The 234-nt window shown below is 44.0% G+C and carries 1 protein-coding gene; it reads left to right on the top strand.

The genetic code is table 11. From position 1 onward, the window contains the following. Nucleotides 1-234, top strand: a 234-nt coding sequence (locus tag AAEY87_RS14445) for a hypothetical protein (protein ID WP_350657666.1), incomplete at both ends; no start/stop codon positions are given.

Below are 234 nucleotides of genomic sequence, written 5' to 3'. Positions count from 1 at the left end.
ACTTTACACTACTCAAAGCTTACGACGGCAGCAAGCCGCAGCTGACAGTACTAAACCCAGCAGCAGAAGAGCAGCACTTTCACAGCTCGCACACTGTCATTCAAATCGCAGCTTATGATAGACCATTCTTAGTTGATACGATTTTGATGAGCCTAGAAGCAGAAGGTATCGATGTTCATCGTACTTACAACATCATTATCAGTGTTGAGCGTGATGACAATGGTGATATTACGC

It is taken from the genome of Psychrobacter sp. S1-30-MNA-CIBAN-0213 (assembly GCF_040309845.1).
Taxonomy (GTDB): domain Bacteria; phylum Pseudomonadota; class Gammaproteobacteria; order Pseudomonadales; family Moraxellaceae; genus Psychrobacter.
Note: the sequence above shows the minus strand (reverse complement) of the source record. Positions and strands in the feature narration are given on the sequence as shown.